Source organism: Sphingomonas antarctica, from assembly GCF_965137005.1.
Taxonomy (GTDB): Bacteria; Pseudomonadota; Alphaproteobacteria; order Sphingomonadales; family Sphingomonadaceae; genus Sphingomonas_O; species Sphingomonas_O antarctica.
Window position 1 is genome coordinate 1 of the sequence record NZ_CBCRXM010000009.1, and the last position, 25,614, is coordinate 25,614.

26 protein-coding genes are annotated in these 25,614 nt (G+C 64.0%); 14 read left to right on the top strand and 12 right to left on the bottom strand.

Annotation, left to right across the window (positions count from 1 at the left end; translation table 11 throughout):
• Positions 1–201 precede the first annotated feature (201 nt).
• Positions 202–972 carry a 5'/3'-nucleotidase SurE gene (surE, locus tag ACM9ME_RS10070; RefSeq protein ID WP_415643332.1) on the top strand — a complete coding sequence of 257 codons (771 nt, stop codon included), beginning with the start codon at positions 202–204 and terminating at the stop codon, positions 970–972.
• A 10-nt stretch (positions 973–982) separates the two neighbouring features.
• Here the strand turns inward: surE and ACM9ME_RS10075 are convergent, their stop codons facing one another.
• The gene (locus tag ACM9ME_RS10075) at positions 983–1,909 is read right to left on the bottom strand and encodes a PEPxxWA-CTERM sorting domain-containing protein (RefSeq protein WP_415643333.1); all 927 of its coding nucleotides are present in this window, start codon (positions 1,907–1,909) and stop codon (positions 983–985) included.
• A gap of 146 nt (positions 1,910–2,055) precedes the next feature.
• Between ACM9ME_RS10075 and rimO the strand changes: the two genes are divergently transcribed.
• The gene (gene rimO, locus ACM9ME_RS10080; RefSeq protein WP_415643334.1) at positions 2,056–3,420 is read left to right on the top strand and encodes a 30S ribosomal protein S12 methylthiotransferase RimO; all 1,365 of its coding nucleotides are present in this window, start codon (positions 2,056–2,058) and stop codon (positions 3,418–3,420) included.
• On the opposite strand, the gene ACM9ME_RS10085 is transcribed toward rimO, so the two are convergent.
• Both ACM9ME_RS10085 and ACM9ME_RS10090 read right to left on the bottom strand, forming a co-directional pair.
• Positions 3,417–4,814 carry a tetratricopeptide repeat-containing sulfotransferase family protein gene (locus ACM9ME_RS10085; protein WP_415643335.1) on the bottom strand — a complete coding sequence of 466 codons (1,398 nt, stop codon included), beginning with the start codon at positions 4,812–4,814 and terminating at the stop codon, positions 3,417–3,419. The genes rimO and ACM9ME_RS10085 overlap by 4 nt on opposite strands.
• Positions 4,811–6,394, bottom strand: coding sequence for a long-chain fatty acid--CoA ligase (locus tag ACM9ME_RS10090; RefSeq protein WP_415643442.1), 1,584 nt, complete (start codon positions 6,392–6,394; stop codon positions 4,811–4,813). Before ACM9ME_RS10090 ends, ACM9ME_RS10085 begins: the two co-directional genes overlap by 4 nt.
• Positions 6,395–6,463: 69 nt before the next feature.
• On the opposite strand from ACM9ME_RS10090, the gene ACM9ME_RS10095 reads away from it, so the two are divergent.
• Positions 6,464–7,201 carry an isocitrate lyase/PEP mutase family protein gene (locus ACM9ME_RS10095; protein ID WP_415643336.1) on the top strand — a complete coding sequence of 246 codons (738 nt, stop codon included), beginning with the start codon at positions 6,464–6,466 and terminating at the stop codon, positions 7,199–7,201.
• Here the strand turns inward: ACM9ME_RS10095 and ACM9ME_RS10100 are convergent.
• From ACM9ME_RS10100 to serB, 7 genes are all read right to left on the bottom strand, one after another.
• Positions 7,198–7,713 (bottom strand): PEPxxWA-CTERM sorting domain-containing protein, encoded by a 516-nt coding sequence (locus ACM9ME_RS10100; protein WP_415643337.1) that lies wholly within the window; start codon positions 7,711–7,713, stop codon positions 7,198–7,200. The genes ACM9ME_RS10095 and ACM9ME_RS10100 overlap by 4 nt on opposite strands.
• Before the next feature lie 60 nt (positions 7,714–7,773).
• Positions 7,774–11,232, bottom strand: a complete 3,459-nt coding sequence (dnaE, locus tag ACM9ME_RS10105) for a DNA polymerase III subunit alpha (RefSeq protein WP_415643338.1) — start codon at positions 11,230–11,232, stop codon at positions 7,774–7,776.
• Positions 11,233–11,280: 48 nt separating this feature from the next.
• Positions 11,281–11,523, bottom strand: coding sequence for a hypothetical protein (locus ACM9ME_RS10110; protein ID WP_415643339.1), 243 nt, complete (start codon positions 11,521–11,523; stop codon positions 11,281–11,283).
• Complete coding sequence (locus tag ACM9ME_RS10115; RefSeq protein ID WP_415643340.1) at positions 11,520–11,996, bottom strand: glutathione peroxidase; 477 nt, start codon at positions 11,994–11,996, stop codon at positions 11,520–11,522. The genes ACM9ME_RS10110 and ACM9ME_RS10115 overlap by 4 nt, the downstream gene beginning before the upstream one ends.
• Complete coding sequence (locus ACM9ME_RS10120) at positions 11,993–12,664, bottom strand: ABC transporter ATP-binding protein (RefSeq protein ID WP_415643341.1); 672 nt, start codon at positions 12,662–12,664, stop codon at positions 11,993–11,995. Before ACM9ME_RS10120 ends, ACM9ME_RS10115 begins: the two co-directional genes overlap by 4 nt.
• Positions 12,657–13,907 (bottom strand): lipoprotein-releasing ABC transporter permease subunit, encoded by a 1,251-nt coding sequence (locus tag ACM9ME_RS10125; RefSeq protein ID WP_415643443.1) that lies wholly within the window; start codon positions 13,905–13,907, stop codon positions 12,657–12,659. The genes ACM9ME_RS10120 and ACM9ME_RS10125 overlap by 8 nt, the downstream gene beginning before the upstream one ends.
• 413 nt (positions 13,908–14,320) lie before the next feature.
• Positions 14,321–15,130, bottom strand: coding sequence for a phosphoserine phosphatase SerB (gene serB, locus ACM9ME_RS10130; RefSeq protein WP_415643342.1), 810 nt, complete (start codon positions 15,128–15,130; stop codon positions 14,321–14,323).
• A 25-nt stretch (positions 15,131–15,155) separates the two neighbouring features.
• Between serB and miaA the strand changes: the two genes are divergently transcribed.
• The 7 genes from miaA to ACM9ME_RS10165 all read left to right on the top strand — a co-directional run bounded on the left by miaA (position 15,156) and on the right by ACM9ME_RS10165 (position 22,168).
• A complete protein-coding gene (gene miaA, locus ACM9ME_RS10135) occupies positions 15,156–16,052 on the top strand; it encodes a tRNA (adenosine(37)-N6)-dimethylallyltransferase MiaA (RefSeq protein WP_415643343.1) in 897 nt (298 codons plus the stop codon).
• Between the two features lie 100 nt (positions 16,053–16,152).
• Positions 16,153–17,706, top strand: coding sequence for a collagen-binding domain-containing protein (locus ACM9ME_RS10140; protein WP_415643344.1), 1,554 nt, complete (start codon positions 16,153–16,155; stop codon positions 17,704–17,706).
• Positions 17,707–17,747: 41 nt separating this feature from the next.
• Positions 17,748–19,493, top strand: a complete 1,746-nt coding sequence (locus tag ACM9ME_RS10145) for an acetolactate synthase 3 large subunit (protein ID WP_415643444.1) — start codon at positions 17,748–17,750, stop codon at positions 19,491–19,493.
• Positions 19,490–19,855 (top strand): hypothetical protein, encoded by a 366-nt coding sequence (locus ACM9ME_RS10150; protein WP_415643345.1) that lies wholly within the window; start codon positions 19,490–19,492, stop codon positions 19,853–19,855. Before ACM9ME_RS10145 ends, ACM9ME_RS10150 begins: the two co-directional genes overlap by 4 nt.
• Positions 19,852–20,367, top strand: coding sequence for an acetolactate synthase small subunit (gene ilvN, locus ACM9ME_RS10155; protein WP_415643346.1), 516 nt, complete (start codon positions 19,852–19,854; stop codon positions 20,365–20,367). The genes ACM9ME_RS10150 and ilvN overlap by 4 nt, the downstream gene beginning before the upstream one ends.
• Positions 20,368–20,412: 45 nt before the next feature.
• Positions 20,413–21,480: a ketol-acid reductoisomerase gene (gene ilvC / locus ACM9ME_RS10160; protein ID WP_415643347.1), complete on the top strand. Its 1,068-nt coding sequence runs from the start codon at positions 20,413–20,415 to the stop codon at positions 21,478–21,480.
• A gap of 112 nt (positions 21,481–21,592) precedes the next feature.
• Entirely contained in the window at positions 21,593–22,168 is a 576-nt protein-coding gene (locus ACM9ME_RS10165) for a PEPxxWA-CTERM sorting domain-containing protein (RefSeq protein ID WP_415643348.1), read from the top strand.
• Between the two features lie 12 nt (positions 22,169–22,180).
• Here the strand turns inward: ACM9ME_RS10165 and ACM9ME_RS10170 are convergent, their stop codons facing one another.
• Both ACM9ME_RS10170 and pspF read right to left on the bottom strand, forming a co-directional pair.
• The gene (locus tag ACM9ME_RS10170) at positions 22,181–22,798 is read right to left on the bottom strand and encodes a superoxide dismutase (protein ID WP_415643349.1); all 618 of its coding nucleotides are present in this window, start codon (positions 22,796–22,798) and stop codon (positions 22,181–22,183) included.
• Between the two features lie 28 nt (positions 22,799–22,826).
• Positions 22,827–23,885, bottom strand: a complete 1,059-nt coding sequence (gene pspF / locus ACM9ME_RS10175) for a phage shock protein operon transcriptional activator (RefSeq protein WP_415643350.1) — start codon at positions 23,883–23,885, stop codon at positions 22,827–22,829.
• A 170-nt stretch (positions 23,886–24,055) separates the two neighbouring features.
• Between pspF and ACM9ME_RS10180 the strand changes: the two genes are divergently transcribed.
• The 4 genes from ACM9ME_RS10180 (at position 24,056) to pspC (ending at position 25,607) form a co-directional block, all read left to right on the top strand.
• On the top strand, positions 24,056–24,199 hold the full coding sequence (locus tag ACM9ME_RS10180; RefSeq protein WP_415643351.1) for a hypothetical protein: 144 nt from the start codon (positions 24,056–24,058) through the stop codon (positions 24,197–24,199).
• A gap of 101 nt (positions 24,200–24,300) precedes the next feature.
• The gene (gene pspA, locus ACM9ME_RS10185; RefSeq protein WP_415643352.1) at positions 24,301–24,969 is read left to right on the top strand and encodes a phage shock protein PspA; all 669 of its coding nucleotides are present in this window, start codon (positions 24,301–24,303) and stop codon (positions 24,967–24,969) included.
• A gap of 1 nt (position 24,970) precedes the next feature.
• Positions 24,971–25,198: an envelope stress response membrane protein PspB gene (pspB, locus tag ACM9ME_RS10190; RefSeq protein WP_415643353.1), complete on the top strand. Its 228-nt coding sequence runs from the start codon at positions 24,971–24,973 to the stop codon at positions 25,196–25,198.
• A gap of 31 nt (positions 25,199–25,229) precedes the next feature.
• Positions 25,230–25,607 carry an envelope stress response membrane protein PspC gene (gene pspC, locus ACM9ME_RS10195; RefSeq protein WP_415643354.1) on the top strand — a complete coding sequence of 126 codons (378 nt, stop codon included), beginning with the start codon at positions 25,230–25,232 and terminating at the stop codon, positions 25,605–25,607.
• Positions 25,608–25,614: the final 7 nt, after the last annotated feature.

Below are 25,614 nucleotides of genomic sequence, written 5' to 3' on the forward strand. Positions count from 1 at the left end.
CTGGGCTGGACGCTCGCTGCCTCGTCATCGCTGGTGTCACAACCGAACGGTTTTGACACAAGGCGGAACAGCAGCTTACGTCACCTTGACGCCTGAAAGCAGACCGAGAACTAACCACCCAATTGCAGACATTCGGTCACCGACCCCCGATCAATTGAAATAAGTCTGCCCCAAACCGCTGCGAACAGCTACGGCGCCCCCATGCGCATTCTCCTGACCAATGACGACGGCATTCACGCGCCCGGGCTCGACGTGCTCGAAACCATCGCCCGCACGCTCAGCGACGACATCTGGATCGTCGCGCCCAGCGAGGAGCAATCGGGCGCAGGCCATTCGCTGACGCTCTCCCGCCCCGTCCGCCTACGCAAGCATGAGGACCGCCGCTTCTCGGTCAGCGGCACGCCGACCGATGCCGTGATGATGGCGCTGCAGGTCGTCGACGGCGGCCTGAAGCCCGATCTGATCCTGTCAGGCGTTAACCGCGGCGCGAACCTGGCCGAGGACGTCACCTATTCGGGCACCGTCTCCGCCGCGATGGAAGGCACGCTCGCGGGCGTCCGCTCGATCGCGCTGAGCCAGGTCGATGCCCGCGAAGGCATGGGCGACGCCGTGCCCTTCGCCGCGGCCGAGGCGTGGGGCGCACGCGTCCTCAAACCGCTGATCGACGCGCCGATGAACCCGCGCACCCTCGTCAACGTCAACTTCCCCGCGCTCGCACCCGATGCCGTGCGCGGGGTCAAGGTCGTGACGCAGGGCTTTCACGATTACGGCCGCAGCCAGATCGTCCAGGGCACCGATCCGCGCGGTTACCCCTATTACTGGTTCGGTCTCGGCAGCGTCCCGCACACGCCCGGCCACGACACCGATCTCGAGGCGATCGCCGACGGCTTCATCACCGTCACGCCGCTGCACCTCGACCTGACGCATTATGCCAGCATGACGATGCTCGAGGATGCTTTCACACAGTCCTGAAACGCCAGCGTTACGCCGTGCGCAACCCCCGCCCCACCCGCCGTCGCAACCGACTGCCGATTGCGCCGAAGCCCGTGAGCAGCAGCGCCCATGTCGCCGGTTCGGGGATTGCGGGCAAAACATAGCTTTGGCCGCTCGTGGAAGTAACGCTCCCATCGGGCGTCAGGACGGTCAGATAGGTGTGTGCGGTGTTGAACGCGTCGAATGACGTGCTGCCCGTGCTCAACGCGGAGGCATACGGATTGTAATAAATCGAAACGCCATCCAGCACAGCGGTCAAATACCGGATTTGTCCGACCGGCAGAAGGATTTGCTGTTCGATAACATTCCGCCCGACGTGAAGAAGGGTGGTATTAGACTGGCATTGGGCGTCCTGGCCGAGCGTGCTGGCGCTGGCGGTGCCGCACGCATTGGCCAAACTCACATCGCTGTTCTTGACACTTGAAAAGAACGAGACCTTGCTGCTCGTCGTCGGATAGAGGCCACCGACCGTCGCCGACAGATCATGAATGTCGATGATCTGTGTGACCTTGACCAAGGCACTGGTACCGTTCGCCTGACCGGGAACGACGATCGTGAAGCCGTCAGTCCATTCAGCGTGTGAAGTGCCGTCGACCCTGAACAGCGGTGCACCGCCGATGAGTGCATTCGACGATCCGCTCAAATCGCCGCTGATTCCGAGCGATCCGTAGGATGCCCGCGCGCTCATCGTCGCGGTATATCCGTTCGCCCCGATTGCCGATCCGCTCGCGGTCTTTGTCGCGCCCGACTGATAGCCGCCTTCGCTCCCTGCGCCGCCGTTCCCCGAGCAGTTCGTCTGCCCGCTGCCGAAATGTGTCGCAACACAGTTCACGCTGACGGCCGTGTCGGCGAACGCAGCAGTCGAGCTCAGCATAAGGACAGCAGCTGCTGCCCCCGCAACGCGTAGATTATTCATGGTGATCCCCCGATTCCATGACACACCAAGCAGCGTGGTTGATACAGGTCAAGTTTTTGATGACCGCGCTCTCGGGCAATCTTGGACGGCGTTGCACCCGAGGTAGCAAAATTTGCCAAAGGCGTCTAAGCAATCTTCTTCCCGTCATGGCCACAATTCTCCCCACCCCGCCCAAGGTCGGCATGGTTTCGCTCGGCTGTCCGAAGAACCTTGTCGATAGCGAGCGCATTCTCGGCAAGCTGCGCAGCGATGGCTATGGCGTGTCGCCCGATTACGCCGGCGCGGACGTCGTGCTGGTCAACACTTGTGGCTTCCTCGACAGTGCGAAGGAAGAAAGCCTCGAAGCGATCGGCGAAGCCATTGCCGAAAACGGCCGCGTCATCGTCACCGGCTGCATGGGCAAGGAAGCGGATATGATCCGCGCGCGCTTCCCGCAAGTCCTCGCAATCACCGGCGCGCATCAGTACGAACAGGTCGTCTCGGCGGTTTACGAGGCCGCCCCGCCCGCGCGCTCGCCGTATCTCGATCTGGTCCCCGGCGCCGCGGTCGAGGAAACCTGGCTCGCCGACAAACTGACCCCGCGTCACTACAGCTATTTGAAGATTTCCGAAGGCTGCAATCATCGCTGCAGCTTCTGCATCATCCCGCAATTGCGCGGCGATCTGGTCAGCCGCCGCCCGGATGCGATCCTTCGAGAGGCGGAAAAGCTGGTTCAGGCGGGCACGCGCGAATTGCTGGTGATCAGCCAGGACACGTCGGCCTACGGCGTCGATATCAAGCATCTGCCACGCGCCTGGCACGGCAACGAAGTCCGCGCGCACATGACCGATTTGTCGGCGGCGCTCGGCACGCTCTCGACGCCCGAGACGCCGGTGTGGGTCCGCCTCCACTACGTCTACCCGTATCCGCACGTCGATCAGGTCATTCCGCTGATGGCCCAGGGGCTGATCACGCCGTACCTCGACATCCCGTTCCAGCATGCCAGCCGCGACGTGTTGAAGCGCATGCGCCGGCCCGCCAACGAGGCGAAAGTGCTCGAACGCATTCACAAATGGCGCGACATCTGTCCCGACATCGCGATCCGCTCGACTTTCGTGGTGGGCTTCCCCGGCGAAACCGAGGCGGACTTCCAATACCTCATGGACTGGCTGACCGAAGCCCAACTCGACCGCGTCGGCGCGTTCCGCTTCGAACCCGTTGAGGGTGCTGCGGCCAATGCCCTGCCCGATCCGGTGCCCGAGCACATCAAAGAAGAACGCTACGCGCGCCTGATGGAACTGACCGCGCGCATCAGCGCGGACAAGCTCGCGGCAAAGGTCGGCCGCACCCTTCCCGTCATCATCGACGAGGTCGACGACGAAGGCGGCGCGACGGGACGGTCACAAGCCGACGCGCCCGAAATCGACGGCCACGTCCTGCTGCGCGATGCAGGCGGCTTGGCCAGCGGCGACATCGTCCAGGTGACGATCGAGGATGCCGACGAGCACGATCTTTACGGCGTGCCGGCCTAATATCCGAAGGCGTCGATCCACGGTTGCAGGATCGGCATGACCGGCGCCAGTTCGGACTCATACCGCCGCCACTGCGCGCGCCCGTCATACAGCCCGCGCCGCACCTGCGTCTGGCTAGCGGTCGAAACCCCGCGCCGCTCGGCGGTCTTGTCGAAGCGGCGCAAATCGTCGCTCCAGTCGATCCCGATAAAGCGACACAACGCCTGCGTCGTCGCGTCGAAATCGCCGACCAAAGCCTCGTAACGCAACTCATGCGCCGCGAGCGGCAATGCCGCGAGGCAATCCCGCTGAAGTCGCATCAGTGCATCGTAATGCCGCGCGACACCCGCCAGCGTCGTGAACTGATACGCCGCCGCCGTCGGCGCGAAGCTCGTCCGGAAACAACTCAGCACCACGTCGCGCGGATCGCGGCGCATCACGACGATTTTCGCCTGCGGAAACAGTCGCGCGATCATCGGCAGGCGGCTGCCCTTCAACGGGTCCATATCGACGAACGTCTGCGCGTCGGGCGCGATGCCCCCCGCACGGACCCGCCGCCAATAGGCTTCGCGCCACGGAGCGAGACCTGCGGCATCCAAACGCGTCAGCCCGACGAGTTTGTCCGGCGGATCGAGAAATTCGCGATCTGCTTCGCGCAAAGTCGGACTTTCTTCCGACGCGGCGACGCCCGGCGCACTGGCCAGAATGTTTTCGACGAGCGTCGTTCCCGACCGCGGATAGCCGAGCAGAAATACGTGATTGGGCGTAGCGCCGGCAATCGTGGCGGGTGCGGCGCTCCACGCCTCCGGCGCAACGCTGGCAAATGTTTTGGCGATTTCGTCGACGAATTGGGTCAGCGGCAGCTGACCGGCAAACCGCTCCGCATGAACTTCGGCGAACAGCGCCTTGGATCGGGCATATGCCGCAAAAGCCTCGGCCGGGCGATCGAGCTTGTCGAGCACGTCGCCCAACAATCCGCCCGCGATCATCTGTTCTTCCGGTGCGATATCGCTGCGTGCGAGCACCCGTTGCAGACGATCCTCCGCATCCGAATACCCGCGCGCTTCGACGTCGCAGCGGGCGAGCGCGATCTCGGCCGTCGGCTCGCCCGGCGCGAGTTGCAGCGCCGCCCCGGCGGCGGCCCTCGCACCGTCGTAATCGCCCTTCCGTACTGCCACCGAAGCATAGCCCGCCAAGGGCGCCGCGCCCCCGCCCAGCCGTGCCGCCTCCGCATAGCTGTGGAGCGCATTGTCGAGCGACCCGCCGAAATCGAACACGTAGCCGCGCTCGAGCCAGATATCCGGATCGCCGGGCGTCAGCCGCGCCGCGTGGTCGAGCAAGCGGATCGCCGCCGAGAAATTGCCCTCCCGCCGCAAGGCGCTCCCCTGCGCCAGCAGCGTTGCCGCGTCGGTCACGAGCTCAGGCGGTAATCGCGATACTGTTCGCGCAGCGCGGTCTTCAGGATTTTGCCGGTGCCGGTGTGCGGCAATTCGTCGACGAACAGGACTTCGTCGGGCAACCACCATTTGGCGACATGCTGGGTCAAATGCGCGCGCATCTTGACCGCGCAGACGTCCGCACCGGGCTTGCGCACCACCAGCAGGATCGGGCGCTCGTCCCATTTGTCATGCTTCACGCCGATTGCCGCCGCCTCGGCCACGCCCTCGCAACCGACCGCGGCATTTTCCAGTTCGACCGACGAAATCCATTCGCCGCCCGATTTGATCACGTCCTTGCTGCGGTCGGTGATCTGCATCGTCCCGTCGGAATGGAGGATCGCGACGTCGCCGGTGTCGAACCACTGGCCGTCCTCGACGGCGTCCTCCTCGGCTTTGAAGTAACGCTTCACGACCCAAGGCCCACGGATTTGCAGCCTTCCCGAGGTCTGGCCATCACGCGGCAACGCCACACCGTCATCGTCGATCACCTGCAGTTCGACGCCGAACGGCACCTGACCCTGTTTGGAGATGCGGTCGAGCTTCTGATCGTGGCTGTAATCGTCCCAGTCGGGCGGCGGCGCACCGGCGGTGCCGATCGGCGAGGTTTCGGTCATGCCCCACAGATGTTTGACCTCGATGCCCATGCCCATGATCCGTTCGATCATGGCACGCGGCGCGGCCGACCCGCCGATCGTCACTTGTTGCAGATGGCGAGGCGCTTCGCCCGTCGCGTCGATATGCCCGAACATCGCCAGCCAGACGGTGGGCACGCCAGCCGAATGCGTGACCTTTTCTCGATTCATCAGATCGCACAACACGGCCGCGTCGTTGGTTACCGAATAAACGAATTTCACGCCTGCCAGTGCTCCGGCGAATGGCAGGCCCCACGCAGCGGCGTGAAACATCGGTACGATCGGCAGGACGACCGCGCGGGCACCGAGATTGAAAACCGCGGGCGCCACCTCCGCCATCGCGTGGAGCATCGTCGAGCGGTGCTCGTACAGCACACCCTTGGGATTTCCGGTCGTGCCGCTGGTGTAGCACAGCATGCACGGGTCGCGCTCGTCACCCATGTGCCAGCGATAGTCCGCATCCCCAGTCGCGATCAGCGCCGGATAACCAGAGTCGTCATCGAACACGACGAAATGTTCGACCGTGGTCAGCTGCGACCGGATGCGATCGATCACCGGCTGGAACTGTCTGTCGTACAACAGCACGCGGTCCTCGGCATGATTGATGATGTAGACCAATTGCTCGTCGAACAGTCGCACGTTGACCGTGTGGATCACCCCGCCGCACCCTATCGCGCCATACCAGGCGACGAGATGCCGATGATGGTTCATCGCCAGCGTCGCCACCCGGTCGCCCGGCCGCACTCCCAGCCTCGCCAGCGCCGACGCCAGCTTGCGCGCTTCGACCGCGATCCCCGACCAATTGGTCCGCTCGATCCGCCCGTCGGCCCAGCGCGTGACGATCTCGCGCCCGCCCGCCTCGCGTTCGGCATGATCGATCAGGTGCGTGACCCTGAGCGCCCAGTCCTGCATTCCACCCAGCATCGCCATTCACACGTCTCCTGCCGTCATCTATGTCACGGCATCGCGGGCACACGCAACGGGAGGACGTCGATGGGAAATGTCGCAAGCAAGCGCGAGGCGTTCCGGCGCCTGCACGACGGCAGCTGTTTCCTCCTCCCCAACCCATGGGATATCGGCAGCACCAAGCGCCTCGAAGCCGCCGGATTTCCCGCGCTGGCGACGTCCAGCGCCGCCGCCGCCTGGGCATTGGGCAAGCAGGATTACGAGATCACCGCCGAGGACGCGCTGGTCCACTGTGCCCTGATCGCGGGCGCGACCGACCTGCCCGTCAACGCCGATTTCGAGAACGGCTTTTCGAACGAGCCCGAAGAGGTCGCCGAAAATGTCGAGCGTGTGGTCAGAACGGGGATTGCGGGTTTGTCGATCGAGGACCGCGCGCGCGGCAACGACTTGCGGGATTTGGACAATGCCGTGGCCTGCGTTCGTGCCGCCAAATTCGCCTGTGGCGACGCGTTGCTGGTCGCGCGCTGCGAAGCCTATCTGGTCGGGCGCAACGACCTGGGCTTCACCATCGAGCGGTTGCAGGCCTTTGCCGAAGCGGGTGCGGACTGCCTCTACGCGCCCGGTGTCACCGACCCTACGGACATCGCGCGGATCGTCGAAGCGGTCGCGCCGCTGCCCGTCAACGTACTGCTTTACGGCGGACTGACCGCGCGCGCCGCAGCCGATGCGGGCGCCCGCCGGATCAGCCTGGGCGGCGCATTGGCGTGGAAGGCCTGGACCGCGTTCGATGCGGCGGCGGCGGAATTCGCCACCTCGCTCGACTAAGCGGACAGCGCGAGATGCCGCGGGCGGCGGCGCAGCGCCACGCCCGCCGCGCCGAACCCGGCCAGCATCAGCGCCCAGCTCGCCGGCTCGGGCACACCACCCGTCGGGAGCGTCGCGCCGTTGGTGATCGTCAATGTGCCGACGGGGGGCCCGCCGCCGAAATCCGACAGGTCGAACACGCCGTTGTAGAAGGTCGGCGCCGCGGTCGTGCCGCCGAACAACTGCGCGCTGTAATAAGCGACAAAACCGTTCAGGAATCCGCCGCCATCGGCGTCGGAATAAAACGTGTAATCGGCATCATAGACCAATGGCTGACCGAATTGCCCCGTTTCGTGCGTCGACACGCCATCGATTTCGAAGGTCTTGGCCGACGAAAAATCCGGCGTCGGCGATGTCGCGATATTGAAGGTAAACGGACGGTCCGAACCATCATAGCGGACAAACGAAAAATCCGCAGCAAACGCCGGAACCGGCATCATCAGCACCGCCAGCGCAGCGATCTTACGCATCATCACCAGTCTCCCAAAAAAGGAGAGCCTGACGCTCGAAACTGTTGGTGGCAAGATAGTTAATCAGGACGCGAGCGCCAGTTTCGGGACGTTGGTCAACGTCTCGACCGCCACCACACCGGCGACGGCGCCGAGCTGGTCGATCACTTCGCCGTCCAGCCGGAAATTGCGGCCCAGCGTGAGTTGCGCGATCCCTTCCGCAAAGCGCGCCTCGGCATGCACCTCGCCGCGTCCGCCGACCCGCGTTGCGAGCAACGTCGCCAGCGCGGACAGATCGCCCGCCTTGTCGATCACCAGCCTGATCGACAGTCTGGTTTCGCCCGCCAGCCCGTCGAGCGACCGCGCACCACGAATCGTCACGCGCGGTGTCTCCTCGCCCGCGCGGCGATCGAGTTCGACCTGCAGCAACTGGCACGCCCCGCTGCGCGCGGCCTCTTCCAGCGCCAGGCTCGGCGCATCGTCGAAACACGTCGCGACATATTGCCCGCTCGCATCGGACAGCGTCGCCATCAGATACCGCCGCCCGCGCGCCGACGTGCGCCAGCGCGCATCCTCGACCAGCGCCGCCAGCACGCCCGCAGTTCGCGCCCCCTCTTCGGGAGACGCCGCCGCGCACAATGCCGCATGACTGCGCGCGCCATGCGCCGACGCGGCGTGGCGATAACGATCGACCGGGTGCGCGGAGAAATAGAAACCGAACGCCTCCTTCTCCGACGTCATCCGCTCGGCCAGCGACCAACTGGCCGATTTGGGCAGCTTGATCGCGGTGACGGAGGCCTCTCCACCGAACAGGCCGTGCTGCCCGCCGGTGCGTCGCTCTTCCGCCGAATTGGCGACGGCGAGCATCGTTTCGGCGACCGCAAACACGCCCGCCCGGTTTGGCTCGATGCCGTCGAAGGCGCCGCTGCCCGCCAAGGCTTCGAGCTGCCGCTTGTTGAGCATGCGCGGGGGCACGCGGTCGGCAAAATCGTCGATCGACTTGAATTTGCCGCCCGCTTCGCGCGTCGCGACCAGTTGCTCCATTGCGCCTTCACCGACACCCTTCAGCGCGGCGAGCGCATGGCGCACCGCCAGGCCATCCTCGGTCGTTTCGACGGTGAAATCCGCCCCGCTGGCATTGATGCACGGCGGCAGCATCGCGACGTTCGAGCGGCGCATATCGTCGACGAAGATTGCCAGCTTGTCGGTGTTGGTCCGGTCGAAGGCCATCGACGCGGCAAAGAAATCATGCGGGTAATGCACCTTGAGCCATGCGGTTTGATAGCTCAGCACCGCATAGGCCGCGGCGTGCGATTTGTTGAAGCCATAGCCGGCGAACTTGTCGATCAAGTCGAACAGTTCCGACGCCTTGCGCGGTTCGATTTCGTTGGCCGCACAGCCATCGATGAAGCGCTGGCGCTGCGCATCCATCTCCGCCTGGACCTTCTTGCCCATCGCCCGGCGCAACAGATCGGCCTCACCCAGCGAATAGCCGGCGAGGATCTGCGCCGCCTGCATCACCTGTTCCTGATAGACGATGACGCCATAGGTTTCGGCCAGCACCGTCTCCAGCAACGGGTGCGGGTAGAGGATATCCTCCTGCCCGTTCTTGCGACGGCCGAACATCGGGATATTGTCCATCGGGCCCGGACGATACAGCGCGCCGATCGCGATGATGTCCGCGAAACTGCTCGGCTTCACCCCCGCCAGCGCGCGGCGCATGCCTTCGGATTCCAGCTGGAACACCCCGACCGTGTCGCCGCGCTGGAGCAGTTGATAGACCGCTTCGTCGTCCCAGCCGAGCCGGTCGAGATCGGGCCGATGCCCCTCGCGCGCCTCGATCATGTCGAGCGCGCGGTGCAACACCGACAGCGTCTTCAATCCGAGAAAGTCGAACTTCACCAGCCCCGCCGCCTCGACATATTTCATGTCGAACTGCGTCACCGGCATGTCCGAACGCGGGTCGCGATACAGCGGCACCAACTGGTCGAGCGGGCGATCGCCGATCACCACGCCCGCCGCATGGGTCGAGCTGTGGCGCGGTAACCCCTCGAGCTTCATCGCCAAGTCGAACAGGCGCTTGACCTCTTCGTCGTTCTTATAGGCGGCGGCCAATTCGCTGACACCGTTCAACGAACGGTCGAGCGTCCACGGATCGGTCGGGTGGTTGGGGATCAGCTTGGCGAGGCGGTCGACCTGGCCATAGCTCATCTGCAGCACGCGCCCGGTGTCCTTGAGCACCGCGCGCGCCTTCAACCGCCCGAAGGTGATGATCTGCGCGACGTGATCGCGGCCATAGCGGCCCTGGACGTAGCGGATCACTTCCTCGCGCCGGGTTTCGCAGAAATCGATGTCGAAGTCGGGCATCGACACGCGTTCGGGATTGAGGAAACGCTCGAATAGCAGGCCGAGCTTGAGCGGATCGAGATCGGTGATGGTCAGCGACCACGCCACCACCGAACCCGCGCCCGAACCGCGACCCGGACCGACCGGAATCCCCTGTTCCTTCGCCCATTTGATGAAATCGGCAACGATCAGGAAGTAACCGGGAAAACCCATGCCGACGATGACGTCGAGCTCGAATTCGAGCCGGTCGCGATAGATTTGCACATCGACATTGCCGGCCTGCTCCAGCCGGAGTTCCAGCCCCGCGCGCGCATCCACGCGCAATTGCTCGGCCTCGGCCGTGCGATCCCCCGCCAGGCTCGGCAGGATCGGCTTGCGATTGGGCGCCGACACCGCGCAGCGCCGCGCCACCACCAGCGTGTTGGCCAGCGCATCGGGCAAATCGCCGAACAGCGCCTGCATCGCTTCGATCGGCTTGATCCACGCCTCGGGCGACGATTTCGCGCGGTCGTCGCTGTCGACATACGCGCTGCCGGCGATGCACAGCATGATGTCGTGCGCCGCATGGAATTCGGCATTGGCGTAGTGCGCGGGGTTGGTCGCGACCACCGGCACTTCCATGTCGTCGGCGAGCCCGACCAGGGCGGCCTCGGCCTGCCCCTCGATCGCATCGCCGCGGCGCGACACCTCGACATAGATCCGGTCGCGGAACACCGCGCGCAGCTGCTCTAGATAGTCGCGCGCGGCCGGACCCTGCCCGTCGGCGAGCAAGCGCACCAGCGCGCCCTCCCCGCCCGCGGTCAGCGCGATCAGCCCAGCCGAATGCTTGGTCAGTGCCGCGAAGGATACATGCGGCGGCTCGTCGACCGGTCGCGCCAGATGCGCCTGGCTGACCAGCGCGCACAGATTGTCATAGCCGCTCTCATCCTGCGCATAGAGCGCCAGCCAGTCGATCCCAGGGGCCGTTCCCTCCGGCCGCGCGACGCTCAGCAGCGTGCCGATGATCGGCTGGACCCCCGATTTGGTGCATCCCTCGGCAAACGGCATCGCGCCGTACAGGCCGTTGCGGTCGCAGATCGCCGCGGCCGGGAAACCGCGCGCCTTGGCCGTCGCCGCGATCGCCTTCGGGTCGATCGCGCCTTCCAGCATCGTGTAAGCGGAGAAATTGCGAAGCGGGACGTAGGGCGCGAATGCCATGCCCGTGCGTATCAGGCGGCGGCCCGCCTCGCCATGCCGGCGCGGACCTTATCCACAATTATCGGCGGGAAATCCGGCATCGCCGCGCATCGCCAGGATCTGGCCGACGTTGAAAGTACCCTGCGTCCCCGCATCGATGACCACGCGCGCCCGCTCGGCACTGCCCATGCCGCACACCTTGGTGACCAGTTCGGCCAAGGTTCCCCGGCCGCGTTCCTCGAACTTGAACGCCAGTTCCGACCCCTCGTCGGTGCGTTCGATCAGCTTCGCAGGCGCAGTCCAGTCGGTCATGCGAGTAGTCCCTCGATTTCGGATTTGAGGCTTTCGGGTTTTTCGGTGGGGGCATGGCGCGAGACCACCTTGCCCTGCTTGTCGATCAGGAATTTGGTGAAATTCCACTTGATGCCTTCGAGGCCCAGCAGCCCCGGCTTTTCGTGCTTCAGCCATTTCCAGAACGGGTCGGCGCCCGATCCGTTGACCTCGACCTTGCCGAGCACCGGGAAGCTGACATCGTAAGTCAGCGAACAGAAATTGGCGATTTCGGCGGCATCGCCCGGTTCCTGCGACCCGAACTGATTGCACGGGAAACCGAGCACCGTCAGCCCGCGCGCGCCATATTCGCGGTGCAGTGCCTCCAGGCCCTCATATTGCGGCGTAAACCCGCATTTCGAAGCGGTGTTCACGACCAAGATCGGTCCTTCGACAGTCTTGAGGTCGAGCGGCGTGCCGTCGGCCTGCTTCACCGTAAAATCGTGCGCGTTCATGTCAGCACCCCTTCATGCAGCCTTACCACGCGGTCCATCTTCGCCGCCAGCCGTTCGTTATGCGTCGCGACCAAAGCCGCGCTGCCTTCGCCGCGCACCAGCCGCAGAAATTCGGCAAGCACGGTGTCGGCGGTCGCTTCGTCGAGATTGCCCGTGGGCTCGTCGGCCAGCACCAGAGCGGGCCGATTGGCGAGCGCGCGACCGACGGCCACCCGCTGCTGTTCGCCGCCCGACAATTTCGACGGCTTGTGGTCGAGCCGCTCGCCCAGTCCCAGCGCACTCAGCAGACTGTCGGCACGCGCAATCGCCTCCGCATGCGTCGCGCCCGCGATCAGTCCGGGCAGCACGACATTCTCGCGCGCCGAAAAGTCGGGCAGCAAATGGTGGAATTGATACACGAAGCCCAGGCGGTCGCGTCGCAAAGCGGTGCGCGCATCGCCATCGAGCTTCGACGCTTCCTGACCCATGATGCGGATCGACCCTTCGAACCCGCCCTCCAGCAGACCGACCGCTTGCAACAAGGTCGACTTGCCCGACCCCGACGGCCCCAGCAGCGCGACGATCTCGCCGCTCTGCACGCTCAGATCGACGCCGCGCAGAACCTCGATCGTCGCGGTCCCTTGCGTGAATGAGCGGCGCAGGTCCGACGTGCCCAGCACCTCACTCATAACGCAGCACCTGCACCGGATCGGTGCTCGCCGCCTTGAACGCGGGATAGAGTGTCGCGAGGAACGCGAAGATCAGCGCCATCGCGCAGATCCCGACGATCTCCAGCGGATCGGCCTTGGCCGGCAGTTCGGTGAGAAACCGGATCGACGGGTCCCATAAATTCTGGCCGGTCACCAGCTGAACGAAATTGACCACGTCCTGCCGGAAAAACAGGAAGATGAACCCGAGCACGACACCGGCGAGTGTACCGAGCACACCGATACTGACGCCCACCGTCACGAAAATCCGCACCAGGCTGGCGCGCGACGCGCCCATCGTCCGCAGGATCGCGATGTCGCGCGTCTTGGCGCGCACCAGCATGATCAGCGACGACAGGATGTTGAACACCGCGACGAGGATGATGATCGACAGCACGACGAACATCGCCACGCGCTCGACCGCCAGGGCCTCGAACAATGTCGCGTTCATCTGGCGCCAGTCGGTCACCACCGCGCGACCCGTCGTCGCCTTGGCCAGCGGCGCGAGGATCGGGCCGACCTTGTCCGGGTCGGTCGTCTTGACCTCGATCATCCCCACCGCATCGCCGAGCAGCAACAGTGTCTGCGCATCCTCGATCGGCATGACGACGAACGCCTTGTCGTAGTCATACACGCCGATTTCGAAGATCGCGGCGACGCGGTAACTGACGATGCGCGGGACGCTGCCGAACGGACTGGCCTGTCCATCGGGCGAAATCAGGCTGACCGATCCGCCGACCTGCGCACCCAATTGCTCGGCCAGCCGCGCACCCAAGGCGACATTGCCGCTGCCCGGTTTCAGATCGGCCAGCGAACCGGACAGAACTTTGGTGTGCAGCGATTGGTTGGTCGCGATGTCGCCCACCGGCATCCCGCGCACCAGCACGCCTTCGACGCGCCCGTCGTGGCTCGCCATCAACGGCTGTTCGATCAGCGCGGTCGCCGACGTCACGCCGGGCGTCGCCTTGGCCTGCGCCATGATGTCGCGCCAATCCTCCAGCCGCCCGCCATAGCCCTGCACGACGGCATGACCGTTCAGCCCGACGATCTTGTCGAACAATTCGGCGCGAAACCCCGACATCACGCTCATCACGACGATCAGCGCCGCGACGCCGAGCATCACCGCGACCAGACTGATCGAGGCGACGAGGAAGATGAATCCCTCGCCCTTGCCCGGCAGCAAATAACGCCGCGCGATCATGCGTTCATAGGGGCTGAGCAGCATGGGTCGCGGCACTAGGGCCGCTCTCGGCACGCGGCAAGCGCGACGGCGCTGTGTTCGATTCGACACACCTGCATCCAAATCGTTGCTTCAGGGCCAGTTTCACATGGCCAAAGCCCGACGGCTCGCATACCGACCCGATTCTGGATTGAAGGCCAATGGCCCGGTTCAGGGAGTTTCCGGCTCCGCGCGAGCGTCGAGCCGGGAAAAGAACAAGAAGGGGGCTGACGAGCAATCGTCACGCGGATGCCCGGGGTGGAAACGCCTCGGGCATTCGCCGTTTCGGGGTCTTCTGTCAGCAAATAAGCCATGTCGCCCCTGCGCAGGCAGGGGTCCAGATAAACGCTCAAATTGAGACGAAGCCGCGAGGTCGGGAGATCATCTGGGCCCCTGCCTGCGCAGGGGCGACATGCGACCTAGATAGCCAACCCCCAAGCATACCGCACCACATTCAAATCGCCCCAATGGACCCGCGCATCCGCCGCGGCCTCGGTCCTTGGCTTGGCATGATACGCCACACCCAGCCCCGCCGCTTCGATCATCGCGATGTCATTGGCGCCGTCGCCGATGGCCAGACTGGCCGACGCTGGCAGGCCACGCTTCGTCAGCTCGTCGAGCAACACCGTTTTCTTCGTCGCAGAGTCGACGATCGGCTGCGCGGTCCTCCCGGTCAACGCGCCGTTTTCGTGGAGCAGCGTGTTGGCGACCACCCGATCGAAGCCGACCTGCTGCCCGACCGGTTCCGCGAACAGCGTGAACCCGCCCGACACGAGCACCGCATAGCCTCCGGCCGCGCGAAATGCCGTAACCAATTCGACGCTCCCAGGCATGAGCTTTACCCGTTCGCGCAAACACTCCTCGGCCTTGGCGAGAGGCAGTCCCTCAAGCAGCGCGACCCGCGCTGCCAGGGCTTCCCCAAAATCGAGTTCACCGCGCATCGCCGCCTCGGTGACGGCGGAGACTTCGGCCTTCAGTCCGACATAGTCAGCCAGTTCGTCGATGCATTCGACGGTAATCATCGTCGAATCCATATCAGCGACGAGCAGCTTGCGGTGACGGTCCGCCGCGCGTTGGACAATGACGTCGAGGTTCACGAAACCCTCCAGCGTCATACGCGCCGCCACCGGATCGCCCGAAAATCGCAGGTCGCAAGCGACGCCTTCGACGACAGCGCCAGCCGTCCCGCCTATCGCCCGCGCCGCATCGGCGATAACGGACGCGGCCAAACCACGCTGGTCAACGATCGTCGCGATGAACAAAGCCGACCTCCCGCCCCTCACGCTCATTGCAGGGCCGACCGCGAGCGGCAAGTCGGCGCTGGCGATGCGGCTGGCGGCGGAGCGTCCCAGCGTGATCGTCAATGCCGACGCGATGCAGGTCTATGCCGACCTGCGCGTGCTGACCGCGCGTCCGTCGGCAGAAGAGGAAGCAGCAGTCCCGCACCGCCTGTTCGGCCATGTCGATGGTGCCACGGCCTGTTCGGCGGCGGACTGGGCGGCACAGGCGCGCGGGGCGCTCGCCGATATTTGGGCAGCGGGCCTGCACCCGATTCTTGTCGGTGGCACCGGCCTGTACATCCGCACTCTACTCGATGGCATTGCCCCGGTACCGGCCATCGATCCCGCGCTCAGAAGCGAAGTCCGCGCGCTCGATGTCGCGGACGCGCACGCCGCTTTGGCGCTCGAAGATCCGCACATGGCCGCACGACTGCGTCCGAGCGACACGACCCGCGTCGCCCGCGCGCTCGAAGTGATGCGGTCGACCGGGCGATCGCTGAGCGATTGGCAAAGCGAGCGGGTCGGCGGGATTGCCGCCCAAATATCCCTCAATCCACTCATTTTGGACCCACCGCGGGAGGACGTCGTGCGGCAAAGCGATTCACGCGTGGAAGCGATGCTGGCCGGAGGCGCGATCGAAGAAGTTGCCGCGTTGCGCGCCCGAACTCTCGATCCGAACCTCCCGGTGATGCGAGCAATCGGAGTACCGCCTGTGCTCAAATATCTTTCGGGCGAACTGACACACGACCAAGCGGTCGAACAAATTAGCATGGATACAAGAGCTTATATCAAGCGCCAGCAAACCTGGATGCGCGGACAATTTCCGGGCGACTGGCCACGTCTTGTGTTCGTCCCGAAACAGGACGGCTGACTTATCTCGCAGTTGCGAAATGCGCGGAATTTTCTATATCGCAGGATAGTAAGGGGCAGCACCGCTCCATAGTGGTGCTTTCTAATTTAGGGTCGTGATCATGCGTTTTGTTCGTCCTGCTGCGCTTTGCGCGCTGCTCACTACTGCTGCGATGACGGTTCCGGCGATCGCCGGCGCGCCGACCGCGGCAGACAAACAGGCGGCGGGTGTCGCGCTCGTGACGCTCAGTCAGCTCAATGTCTTCGTCAAAGCGAATTTGACGAATGGCGGCGGTGAGATCGAAGGCAAGACGTGGGTTGGCGGCAATCTGAATGGCGGCAACGGTTTCAACATCGGCTTTGGTGCGTCGAACGGTCAGAGCACGGTCGCATCGACCTTTGCAACCGTCACGGTCGGCGGCAATCAAAACGCCCAGGTGCAGATCAAGAACCAGGTCGGCGGCAGCTATGGCGCCTATGTCGTTGGCAGCAGCAACGGCATCGAGGTTCAGGAGAACAACGGCACGGTGAACGTCGGCGGCAGCGTGTCGGGCAAGATATCCGTGAGCACCGGCACCGCGCTCCGCATCGCCGGGAGCTATAACGACCAGAATGGCCTTAGCCTGGGCGGCAGCAACAACGTCTGGATCGGCGGCAATTCGACGCGCATCCAGGGCGGCAGCAACAACACCATCCGCGTCGGCGGCAATCTCAAGTCGGCCGACATCACCTCGGGCAGCACGGCGCAAATCGGCGGTTCGCTGGGCGCTAATGGCGATAACAGCTCGACCAACGGTGATGTTACCGTGCTCGGCAACATCTCGAACTTGAACATGAACGCGAACAATCTGACCGTGAAGGCCGGTGGCTCAGTCAATGGCCAGAGCGGTATTTCGACGGGCAGCAACCTGTATGCCGGCGGCTCGATCTCGGTGCAGAACAACAATGGCGGGCCGGGCGCAATTCACGCGAATTGCGGCGCGAACTATGCCAATTGCGCGGGCGTAGCTGCACCTGTGTCGCCCGGCGCACCGACCGTCGCCAGCGTCGCCGGTGACACACAGACGATGTTCGACAATTTCGCCGCGCTGTCGAACAGCCTGACTTACCTTGCTCAGGCCGGACATACCGGCACGCTGATCAGTGGCAGTCAGGGGTTCACCTTCAAGAGCACGGCGACATCGGGTTACACCGTGTTCAACGTCGACCAGTCGATCTTTTCGAAGAACGAATTTGCGTACGATTTCGCGAACACCAGCACGCCGATCATCATCAACGTGAAGAGCACCAATTCCGCCTGCACGACGAATTTGACCTGCAGCTATTCGATGGCATCGAATTTCACCGGCAATGCCAGCCAGTATAACAAGAACGTCATCTGGAACTTCGCCGACGCATCGTCGGTGGTGCTCACCCGCCAGTTTCAGGGCACGGTACTGGCCTATCTCGCCGATCTGCAAGCCAATGTGATCGAAGGCTCGGTTGTCGCGAAGAACTTCAATCAGACCAACGAGGTTCACCTCGGCACCTATGGCAATAACGGCAATAACGGGAATAACGGCCTGCTGACCGGCGTAATTCCCGAACCGGCCAATTGGGCGCTGATGATTGGCGGCTTTGGCCTTGTCGGTGGCGTCGTACGACGTCGCCGTCGTGGGTTCGCAGTTGCAGCATAATTTTTGACTTGCCCGCTCCGGCTGGCTAGCCGGAGGCCATGGTGGGAGAGCAAAGCGGCGCTGAAATTCTGATCCAGGCTCTGGTCGACCAGGGCGTGGATACGATTTTCGGCTATCCTGGCGGCGCGGTGCTGCCGATTTACGACGCGCTGTTTCAGGACGGGCGCATCCGCCACATCCTCGTCCGCCACGAACAGGCCGCCACGCATGGCGCCGAGGGTTATGCCCGTTCGACCGGCAAGCCCGGCGTGGTTCTTGTCACCTCCGGCCCCGGCGCGACCAATGCGGTCACCGGCATCACCGACGCGCTGATGGACTCGATCCCGATGGTTGTGATCACCGGGCAGGTGCCGACGACGCTGATCGGCACCGACGCGTTTCAGGAAGCCGATACCGTCGGCATCACGCGCCACTGCACCAAGCATAATTATCTGGTGAAGGACCCCGCGCGGCTCAGCGAGGTGGTCCACGAAGCCTTTTACATCGCCACCAGCGGCCGCCCCGGCCCGGTGGTGATCGACATTCCCAAGGACGTGCAGGTCGCCACCGCGACCTATGCGCGGCCCGAAAGCAACCGCCACCGCTCCTATCACCCGCAGGTCGATGGCGACCCCGCGTTGATCGCCCGCGCAGTCGAGATGATCGCGGCGGCCGAACGCCCGATCCTCTATACCGGCGGCGGGATCATCAACGCGGGTCCGGCGGCGAGCAAGATGCTGCGCGAACTCGCCGCGCTCACCGGCGCACCGGTGACCTCGACCCTCATGGGCCTCGGCGCCGTGCCAGCGGGCGATCCGCAATTCCTCGGTATGCTTGGCATGCACGGCACGTACGAAGCCAATCTGGCGATGCACGATGCGGACCTCATCGTCTGCCTCGGCGCGCGCTTCGACGATCGCGTGACGGGCCGCCTCGACGCGTTCTCCCCGGGCAGCCAGCGCATCCATGTCGATATCGACCGCAGTTCGATCGGCAAGATCGTCCGCACCGATCTCGGCATTGTCGGTGACGTCGGCAACGTGCTGCGCGACATGGTGGCGGTGTGGCGCGACCGCGGATTCAAGCCGCAGGATCTCGACGCCTGGTGGTCGCGCATCGCCGGCTGGCGCGCGCGCGATTCGCTGGGCTTCGAGGCGCGCACCGACGAGATCATGCCGCAGGCCGCGGTCCGCGCGCTGTATGCGGCGACGAAACACCGCGCCCCGATCGTCACCACCGAAGTCGGCCAGCACCAGATGTGGGCGGCGCAACATTTCGGCTTCGACGCGCCCAACAAATGGCTGACCTCGGGTGGCCTTGGCACGATGGGCTACGGCCTGCCCGCGGCCATCGGCGCGCAGATCGGCAACCCCGACGAACTCGTCATCTGCATCGCCGGTGAAGCGTCGATCCAGATGAACATCCAGGAACTGGCGACCGCCACCCAGTACAAGGCGCCGGTCAAGGTCTTCATCCTGAATAACGAATATATGGGAATGGTGCGCCAGTGGCAGGAACTGACCTACCAGTCGCGCTACGCCTCCAGCTACTCCGAAAGCCTGCCCGATTTCGTGCGGCTGGCCGAAGCCTATGGCTGGCTGGGGCTGCGGATCGAGGACCCGGCCGATCTCGACGCGGGCATCCAGCAGATGCTGGCGCATGACGGCCCGGTGATGGTCGATTGCCGCGTGTCGAAACTCGCCAACTGCTTCCCGATGATCCCCTCGGGCGCGGCGCATACCGAAATGCTCCTCCATTCGGACGAAGTCGTCGGCGAGATGGAAGACGAAGCGAAGGCGCTGGTGTGATGCGCGGCTGGTCCATCCTGTTCTGGGTCGCGGCGGCGTTCAACGTCATCATCGGTCTCGCACTGATGATTTTTCCCGGAGACGATATCGGGCACGACTTCGATCCCGGAACTTTGCCCGTGCGCGCAATGGGCTGGTTCATTGCCGTGTTCGGCGTCGGCTATGCGATGGTTGCAAACGCACCCGACCGGCACCACGGGATCGTCAAACTTGGTGTGATTGGGAAGTTGGGGTTTGTCGTGCTCATGCTCGCCGCATGGTCGTCGGCGGTGATCCCGACCAGTCAGTTCGTCACCTCATTACTCGACCTGCCCTGGGCCGCCGCTTTCCTCATCTTCCTGCGCCGAGAGGCCCGCTCATGAAAATCGCCTCAGGCCCCGTCGAGCGGCACACGCTCTCCGTCACCGTCGACAATGAATCGGGCGTCCTCGCGCGCATCGCGGGCATGTTTTCCGCGCGCGGCTATAATATCGAGAGCCTGACCGTCGCCGATATCAGCGACGACGATGCGGTCAGCCGCATCACCATCGTCACCACCGGCCCGGCGCAAGTCATCGAACAGGTCGTGGCGCAGCTCGACCGGCTGGTGCCCGTCCACCGCGTCGTCGATCTGACGCTGGCGGGCGAGCATATCGAACGCGAACTCGCGCTGGTAAAAGTCGCGGGCAGCGGTGAAAATCGTATCGAGGCGCTCCGCCTGGCGGATGTTTTCCGCGCGAAGCCTGTCGATACGACGACGGGCAGCTTTGTGTTCGAGCTGACCGGCTCCAGTTCCAAGATCGACCGCTTCATTGCCCTGATGGGCGAAATCGGGCTGGTCGAGGTCGCCCGCACCGGCATCGTCGCGATGGCGCGGGGAAGAGAAGCTTTATAGTTTGCCGTCGTCCCGGCGCCGGCCGGGACCGCTGGCGGCATGAGTATGAATAGCGGCCGCGGCCTTCGCCGGGGCGACGAGATGGGGAAACCAATGCGCGTTTATTACGACCGTGATGCCGATTTGAACCTGATCAAGGACAAGAAGATCGCCATCGTCGGCTATGGCTCGCAAGGCCATGCCCACGCGCAGAATTTGCGCGACAGCGGCGTCAAGGACGTGGCCATCGCCCTGCGCGAAGGCTCGGCGACCGCGAAAAAGGCGATCGACGCGGGCTTCGCGGTCAAATCGAACAAGGACGCGGCGGCCTGGGCCGACATCGTCATGATTCTCGCCCCTGACGAGCATCAGGCGGCGATTTATGCCGACGATCTCCACGCCAATCTGAAACAGGGCGCGACCATCGCCTTCGCGCACGGGCTCAACGTCCATTTCGGGCTGATCGAGCCGCGCGCCGACCTCGACGTGATCATGATCGCGCCCAAGGGTCCGGGCCACACGGTGCGCAGCGAATATGTCCGCGGCGGCGGCGTCCCCTGCCTGATCGCGATCGACAAGGATGCAAGCGGCAACGCGCACGACATTGCCCTCGCTTATGCCTCCGCCGTCGGCGGCGGGCGCAGCGGCATCATCGAAACCAACTTCCGCGAGGAATGTGAAACCGACCTGTTCGGTGAGCAGGCGGTGCTGTGCGGCGGCATCACGCACCTGATCCAGGCGGGTTTCGAAACGCTGGTCGAGGCGGGTTACGCGCCCGAAATGGCCTATTTCGAATGCCTCCACGAAACCAAGCTGATCGTCGACCTGCTCTACGAAGGCGGCATCGCCAACATGCGTTATTCGATCAGCAACACCGCCGAATATGGCGACATCGTCACCGGCCCGCGCATCATCACCGACGAGACCAAGGCGGAAATGAAGCGCGTCCTCGCCGATATTCAGTCGGGCCGCTTCGTGAAGAACTTCGTGCTCGACAATCGCGCGGGTCAGCCCGAGCTGAAGGCGTCGCGCAAGACCGCAGCGGCGCATCCGATCGAAAAGGTCGGCGCGGAACTGCGCGCGATGATGCCGTGGATCGGCGCGAACAAGCTGGTCGACAAGGCGAAGAACTAGATCGCTTTCGCGTCGGACGCGGGTATCTTCACTACTATCGAACGATAGTGGTGAAGATGGTTAATTTCGAATAAGCGTCCCCAAGGCGCAATCTGCGCCTTGGGGACGCTTGATGTTTCGTGCCGCTTTGCTCTCGATTATCGCGCTCGCCTGCGCCGTTCCTGCGCAAGCGGTCAACGTCACCGCGATCCGCGTCACCAACACCCAGGGTCTGCCGCTGCAAATCGCGGAGCTTCAGGCGTTTCAGGGGCTGATCAATGTCGCGCCGCGCGCCGTCGCAACCGCCTCGAGCGCGCTGTTCGGCTTCACCGGCCCGGACAAGGTCAATGACGGTCTCACCGACGGTCAGCCTTATGGCGGCGGCGTCTACATCTCGGACACCAGCGACCCGGCGCCGTATCTGCTGCTGACATTTTCGCGCACGTACAACATCACGCGCTTGCAGGTGTTCGGACGTGAAGACTGCTGCCAGAACCGCGACGTGTTCGACTTCGAATTCATCTACCACGGCGTCAGCACGCCGATGGGCACGATCGACGTCAGTGGGCAAGGGTTGGCCAACACCAACGCGATGCAATTCGCTGCCGCCGCAGTGCCCGAGCCGGCCCAATGGGCCTTGCTGATCGGCGGCTTCGCCTTGACCGGCGGCGCGATGCGCCGCCGTCGTTCGGCCGTCACTTACGCCTGACTTGAGGCGGATTCAGCCGCCCGGCTGATCCGCGCGACCGGCGCCATTCCCGTCGAGATTTTGCGCGACAAAGTCCCAATCGACGATGTTGCCCAACACCGCCTCGATGAACTTCGGCCGCTCGTTGCGATAGTCGATATAATAAGCGTGTTCCCACACATCGAGCGTGAACAGCGGTAGCACCCCTTCGTGCGCGACCGGCGTGTCGGCATCGTGATAGCTGGTGATCTGCAGCTTGCCGCCGATCTCGACCAGCCACGCCCAACCACTGGCGAAATGCTTGGTCGCCTCGGCCGCGAAATCCTTCGCGAATTGATCGTAGCCGCCCAGATCGCTGTCGATCCGCTTCGCAAGTTCGCCTGACGGCTTGCCACCCTTGGGCGACAGGCATTGCCAGAAGAAGCTGTGATTCCACAGCTGCGCCGAATTGTTGAACTGCGGCCCCTTGTCCGCCTGCTTGATGAACTCGAGCAGGCTCAGCCCATCCTTGCCGGTTTCCTTGGCCAGCCGGTTGGTCTCGTCGACATATTTCTTGTGATGCTTGCCGTGGTGGAATTCGAGTGTCTCGGCCGACATGTGCGGCGCCAGGGCATCCTTGGCATACGGCAATTCGGGGAGGGCGAAGGGCAATGGAAATCTCCTTTGTCCTCCGAACGCCCTAAGCGGCGCTTTTCTCCAACAATCCGTGACGTTTCAGCGCGTGGCGGAGCTGATCGTAGCTTAGCGACAGCGCCTTGGCGGCGGTGCGCTGGTTGTAGCGCGCGGATTGGAGCGCGTTTTCGAGGATAACACGCTCGTGCGCCATCATCTCGTCTTTAAGGGACGAAGCTGGACCCCGGCTCGGGGGCCGGGGCGACGGAGCCTCACTCGCAATAACTGCGTCACCCCGGACTTGATCCGGGGTCCCGCTTTTTTCGGGCTTGTCCACCATAACGGGCAACCACGGCGATGCGAACGGATCGAACTCGATCGCCCCGATCGGCTCCTCCCGCCGGTCCCAGCGATACACCGCGCGCTCGACGACGTTCCGCAATTCGCGGATATTGCCCGGCCAGCCATAAGCCAGCAGCTGATCCTCCGCCTCGCGCGTGAAGCCGGGCCACGCATCCCATTCGAGCTCCGCCGCCATGCGTCGCCCGAAATGGTCGGCCAGCACCGCGACATCGCCCTCGCGCGCGCGCAGCGGCGGCAGTGTCACCACTTCGAATGCCAGCCGGTCGAGCAAATCGGCGCGAAACCGGCCCTGCTCGACCAGCCGCGGCAGATGTTCGTTGGTCGCGGCGACAATCCGCACATCGACGCGGATCGGCTTGTTGGCCCCGACGCGCGTCACCTCGCCATATTCGACCGCGCGGAGAAGCCGCTCCTGCGCGCCCGAGCTCAGCGTCGCCAGCTCGTCGAGGAACAACGTCCCGCCATCGGCCTCCTCGAACCGCCCCTGCCGCGCCTTGGTCGCGCCGGTGAACGCGCCAGCCTCATGCCCGAACAGCTCGGCCTCGATCAACGTCTCGGCCAGCGCCGCGCAGTTCATCGTCACCAGCGGCCCCGACCAGCGGTTCGACAGGCGGTGAAGCCGCGACGCGATCAGCTCCTTGCCGGTCCCGCGCTCGCCGATGACCAGCACCGGACGATTGAGCGTCGCTGCGCGGCTCGCCAGCTCCAGACAGTCGAGAAACTCGCTCGACCGTCCGACAACCTGTTCAACCCGATCAGCCATTCCCGATAGTTAGTATATTTTACCAACTGTTTGCAACACCTGAGTTGGCACGTCGTGAACAAACGTAGCAATTACAACAACTTATCAATTGGCACGGTTCCTGCATTACCATTGGTATCCGCAGCAACGCGGAAACAAATTCAACGACTACCCCATTAAGGAGACTTCCAATGACCACCAACAACAGCAACTTCCGCAACACCCTCACCGCCATCGTCGGCGCCGTCCTGATGTCGACGACCTGTCTTGCAGTGGCGGTCAGCCCTGCCCGCGCCGCCACCCCCACGGCGGCGTCGGTCCCCGCCAACAGCTAAGCGGCGGGGAATACTTGCCGGGGTTGGGGAGGTGCTCCCCTCCCTCCCCGACCCCGGCAAGCCTAGTTACAAAGCAAAGGATCAAGTCGATGGAGTTCAACATGAGCATCTTTTCCAGGGCGCGCGATATCTTCGCCGCCAACATGGGTGACCTGCTCGACCGCGCCGAAGATCCGTCGAAGATGATCCGCATGATCATCATGGAGATGGAAGAAACGCTGGTCGAAGTCCGCGCCGGCGCCGCTCGCGTGATCGCCGACCAGAAGGAGCTGCGCCGCCATGTCGGCAAGCTGACCGCGCTGGAGGACAATTGGACCGACAAGGCCGAGCTCGCGCTGTCGAAGGACCGCGAAGACCTCGCCAAGGCGGCGCTGCAGGAAAAGCAGAAGGCGACCGACGCCCGCGAACGCCTCGAAGGCGAGATTGCCCGGCTGGGCGAGACGCTGGGCATCGCGGAGAAGGACATTTCCAAGCTCCAGACCAAGCTGACCGAAGCGCGCACCCGCCAGTCGGCGATCCAGAGCCGCATCGATACGGCGAAGGGCCGGGTCCGGGCGTTCGAGGCTTATGCCGGCGAACGCGTCAAGGACGCCCTGTCGCGCTTCGATGTCCTGGAACGCGAAGCCGATCATGCCGAGGGCCAGGCCGATGCGCTGAACCTCGGTGGCCAGCCGAAGTCGCTCGACGAGGAAATCGCCGAACTGAAATCATCCGACAAGGTCGATGCGGCGCTCGAAGCGCTCAAGGCCAAACTGAACAAGGGGCTTTGATATGGAAGACGTCATGATGGCGGTCACCGTCGTGCCGGTGTTATTCATCGGACTGCCGTGGCTGATCCTGCACTACATCACCAAGTGGAAACAGGGAAAAACCCTGCCCCGCGAAGACGAAGCGCTGCTCGGTGAGATGCATGAAACCGCCCGCCGTCTCGAAGACCGCGTGATCACCATCGAACGCATCATGGCCGCCGAAAATCCCAACTGGAAATCCGGCCTCTAATTCACCCTCATTTTTCGAAGGAGTAGTTCAAATGGACGCTCGACCCACCTCTTTCTACCTCGACAAGCAGAACGCCAAATGGCTCGGCGTCTGCTCCGGTCTCGCCGAATATACCGGCATCGACGTCAGCGTGATCCGCATCGTCACCGTGCTGGGCACGATCTTCGGTTCGGGTTCGCTGCTGATCGCCTATCTGATCATCGCCTGGATCGCCAATCCGAAGCCTGCCGGGCTCTACACCGACAAGGAAGACGCCAAATTCTGGCAGGGTGTCCGCCAGTCGCCGTCGCGCACCGCGACCGATGTCCGCGCCAAGTTCCGCGATCTCGATCGCCGCCTGGCCGATGTCGAAACCTATTACACCAGCCGCAACACCGCGCTGGCCGACGAAATCGACTCGCTGCGCTAAAAGCCGC

Excerpts from the sequence above, each read along its gene's own strand:
- ACM9ME_RS10110 (WP_415643339.1), bottom strand. The coding sequence starts at position 11,523 with ATGACCGACTGGACTGCGCCTGCGAAGCTGATCGAACGCACCGACGAG.
- dnaE (WP_415643338.1), bottom strand. The coding sequence starts at position 11,232 with ATGGCATTCGCGCCCTACGTCCCGCTTCGCAATTTCTCCGCTTACACG.
- ACM9ME_RS10125 (WP_415643443.1), bottom strand. The coding sequence starts at position 13,907 with ATGCTGCTCAGCCCCTATGAACGCATGATCGCGCGGCGTTATTTGCTG.
- miaA (WP_415643343.1), top strand. The coding sequence starts at position 15,156 with ATGAACAAAGCCGACCTCCCGCCCCTCACGCTCATTGCAGGGCCGACC.
- ilvC (WP_415643347.1), top strand. The coding sequence starts at position 20,413 with ATGAATAGCGGCCGCGGCCTTCGCCGGGGCGACGAGATGGGGAAACCA.
- ACM9ME_RS10075 (WP_415643333.1), bottom strand. The coding sequence starts at position 1,909 with ATGAATAATCTACGCGTTGCGGGGGCAGCAGCTGCTGTCCTTATGCTG.
- ACM9ME_RS10090 (WP_415643442.1), bottom strand. The coding sequence starts at position 6,394 with ATGCTGGGTGGAATGCAGGACTGGGCGCTCAGGGTCACGCACCTGATC.
- ACM9ME_RS10095 (WP_415643336.1), top strand. The coding sequence starts at position 6,464 with ATGGGAAATGTCGCAAGCAAGCGCGAGGCGTTCCGGCGCCTGCACGAC.
- ACM9ME_RS10180 (WP_415643351.1), top strand. The coding sequence starts at position 24,056 with ATGACCACCAACAACAGCAACTTCCGCAACACCCTCACCGCCATCGTC.
- ACM9ME_RS10165 (WP_415643348.1), top strand. The coding sequence starts at position 21,593 with ATGTTTCGTGCCGCTTTGCTCTCGATTATCGCGCTCGCCTGCGCCGTT.
- ACM9ME_RS10100 (WP_415643337.1), bottom strand. The coding sequence starts at position 7,713 with ATGATGCGTAAGATCGCTGCGCTGGCGGTGCTGATGATGCCGGTTCCG.
- pspF (WP_415643350.1), bottom strand. The coding sequence starts at position 23,885 with ATGGCTGATCGGGTTGAACAGGTTGTCGGACGGTCGAGCGAGTTTCTC.
- ACM9ME_RS10120 (WP_415643341.1), bottom strand. The coding sequence starts at position 12,664 with ATGAGTGAGGTGCTGGGCACGTCGGACCTGCGCCGCTCATTCACGCAA.
- pspB (WP_415643353.1), top strand. The coding sequence starts at position 24,971 with ATGGAAGACGTCATGATGGCGGTCACCGTCGTGCCGGTGTTATTCATC.
- ilvN (WP_415643346.1), top strand. The coding sequence starts at position 19,852 with ATGAAAATCGCCTCAGGCCCCGTCGAGCGGCACACGCTCTCCGTCACC.
- pspC (WP_415643354.1), top strand. The coding sequence starts at position 25,230 with ATGGACGCTCGACCCACCTCTTTCTACCTCGACAAGCAGAACGCCAAA.
- pspA (WP_415643352.1), top strand. The coding sequence starts at position 24,301 with ATGAGCATCTTTTCCAGGGCGCGCGATATCTTCGCCGCCAACATGGGT.
- surE (WP_415643332.1), top strand. The coding sequence starts at position 202 with ATGCGCATTCTCCTGACCAATGACGACGGCATTCACGCGCCCGGGCTC.
- rimO (WP_415643334.1), top strand. The coding sequence starts at position 2,056 with ATGGCCACAATTCTCCCCACCCCGCCCAAGGTCGGCATGGTTTCGCTC.
- ACM9ME_RS10140 (WP_415643344.1), top strand. The coding sequence starts at position 16,153 with ATGCGTTTTGTTCGTCCTGCTGCGCTTTGCGCGCTGCTCACTACTGCT.
- ACM9ME_RS10115 (WP_415643340.1), bottom strand. The coding sequence starts at position 11,996 with ATGAACGCGCACGATTTTACGGTGAAGCAGGCCGACGGCACGCCGCTC.